The organism is uncultured Methylobacterium sp., assembly GCF_964242245.1.
GTDB lineage: Bacteria > Pseudomonadota > Alphaproteobacteria > Rhizobiales > Beijerinckiaceae > Methylobacterium.
Genome location: NZ_CAXTBY010000182.1, coordinates 1 through 1,590, shown reverse-complemented (window position 1 = coordinate 1,590; position 1,590 = coordinate 1). Strand labels below are relative to the sequence as shown.

1 protein-coding gene is annotated in these 1,590 nt (G+C 65.8%); it reads right to left on the bottom strand.

The window, feature by feature from the left end; genetic code table 11:
* The coding region (locus ACFE8Y_RS20785; protein ID WP_375466271.1) for a serine--tRNA ligase at positions 1-1,273 on the bottom strand (1,273 nt) is incomplete at its 3' end.
* Between the last annotated feature and the right edge of the window lie 317 nt (positions 1,274-1,590).

The following is a 1,590-nucleotide window of genomic DNA, read 5'->3' as shown; positions in this document are numbered from 1 at the left end:
TCATCCGCCGCGCCTGAAAATCGCCGCAGACCGAGCAGGACGAGATTTCGCGGAACGTCCCCTGCCCCGGCATCCACACCTCGATGTCGTAGGTTTTTTGGGACGCGAACCCCATGTCGCCGGTGCACAGAGTCATCGTCCGGAACGGCAGGTCGAGCTTTTGCAGCACGGCCTCAGCGCAGGCGAGCATGCGCTCGTGCTCGTCCGCCGATTGTTCGGGCGTCGTGATCGAGACCAGCTCGACCTTGTTGAACTGGTGCTGCCGCAGCATCCCGCGGGTGTCGCGGCCCGCCGCGCCGGCTTCCGCGCGGAAGCAGGGGGTGAGGGCGGTGACGCGCAAGGGGAGTTCGTCTTCCGTGAGGATCGATTCGCGGACGAGGTTGGTGAGGGGGACTTCGGCGGTGGGGATGAGCCAAAGTTTGCGTTCAACATAAACATAATTATTGTCTTGGTTGTCACTATTCCAACCCCATGATGTGTCGCTCAACGCAGCAAGAGCTCTAAAATTTTCTTGGTCAGTAGGGGTATTTAATCTGAATAAATCGGTAGGATTATTAGTCGTAGCCTTATCAAATTCGTATCTGTGGCTCCTAAATAGAACGACGTTCGAGCTGAACTGATCGTCCCGAAACTTCGGCAATTGCGCCGTACCGAACATTGCATCGTCTTTAACGAGAATTGGTGGCGCCACCTCCAGGTAGCCGTGCTCCCCCGTGTGCAGGTCGAGCATGAACTGTCCCAGCGCCCGCTCCAGCCGGGCGATCTGGCCTTTCAGCACCACGAAGCGCGAGCCCGAGATTCTGGCTGCGGCCTCGAAGTCCATCAGGCCGAGGGCCTCGCCGATCTCGAAGTGCTGGCGGCCCGCGGCGAGCTGCGTCCGCGCGGAGGCGAAGCGGTGAACCTCGACGTTGCCGTCCTCGTCGGCGCCCTCCGGCACCTCGGCCTTCGGGCGGTTGGGGATCGCGGCGAGCGCGTCGTCGAGGGCTTTGGCCGCTGCCCCTTGCGCCGCCTCCAGCCCCGGCGCGGCCTCCTTCAGGCGGGCGACCTCCGCCATCAGCGCGGCCGCGCGCGTCTCGTCCTTCGCCTTCTTGGCGCCGCCGATCTCCTTGGCCAGCGCGTTGCGCCGCTCCTGGTTCTCCTGCGCCGCCGAGACCGCGCCCTTGCGCGCGTCGTCCAGCGCGATCAGGCCCGCCGACAGGGGGGCCAGCCCGCGCCGGGCGAGGTCGCGGTCGAAGGCCTCCGGGGTCTCGCGGATGGCGCGGATGTCGTGCATGACCAAGGCCCTGTCGATCGGACGGGCACGCTTTGCAGCATCGCTCCGCGCGCCACAAGGCTCGCAGCGGCCTCGATCCGGACGAAGGCCGGGCCGCAGTTTCCCCCGTTGCCGCGACGGCTCCGGACCGCCCTCGCCCGAGAGGACGGCAGGCGTACGCCTCACACCGTGAGCGGCCGAGGCCCGGGTCTCCTCTCCCAGGGGGAGAGGGACAGGGTGAGGGGCGTGACCTCTCCGGACAGGTCTCATCCCGCACACGATCTCCGGTTGATCGGTTCGAAAGCGTCGCGTCATCCGCGCGTCCTTCCCTCTCCCCT